At 63.5% G+C, this 395-nt stretch carries 2 tRNA genes and 1 pseudogene; 2 read left to right on the top strand and 1 reads right to left on the bottom strand.

Going from position 1 to position 395, the window contains the following annotated elements:
* Positions 1-9 precede the first annotated feature (9 nt).
* Positions 10-82: transfer RNA gene (locus tag ACIRRH_RS43540), tRNA-Glu, on the top strand.
* A gap of 48 nt (positions 83-130) precedes the next feature.
* Positions 131-205: transfer RNA gene (locus ACIRRH_RS43535), tRNA-Gln, on the top strand.
* 109 nt (positions 206-314) lie between these two features.
* Here ACIRRH_RS43535 and ACIRRH_RS43530 read toward each other — a convergent pair.
* Positions 315-395 (bottom strand): annotated as a pseudogene (locus ACIRRH_RS43530) (IclR family transcriptional regulator); the annotation flags it as partial.

The raw sequence follows: 395 nt of genomic DNA, 5'->3' as shown, positions 1-395 counted from the left end.
CGCCAGGAAGCCCCCGTTGTGTAGCGGCCTAGCACGCTGCCCTCTCACGGCAGTAGCGCCGGTTCGAATCCGGTCGGGGGTACTCGGAGCATGAAGCCGGTGGGCTCGCCCATCGGCCCTTGCTTTGTGTTGGGGTATGGTGTAATTGGCAGCACGAGTGATTCTGGTTCATTTAGTCTAGGTTCGAGTCCTGGTACCCCAGCCAGAAATTGGAAAGACCCCGGTTCCGGGGTCTTTTTGTTTTCCCTCGGAAATGCATCGAAGGGCCCCGCCGGGTTGTCTGCGGGGCCCTTTCGGCGTTCGGCCGTGTTCCGTCAGCTGCGGCGGAGGGCTTCGGTGAGTCGGTTGGCGGCTTCGATGATGGCCTGGGCGTGGAGGCGGCCGGGGTGGCGGGT

Source organism: Kitasatospora sp. NPDC101235 (assembly GCF_044767505.1).
Taxonomy (GTDB): domain Bacteria; phylum Actinomycetota; class Actinomycetes; order Streptomycetales; family Streptomycetaceae; genus Kitasatospora.
This window is presented reverse-complemented; position numbering and strand designations above follow the sequence as displayed.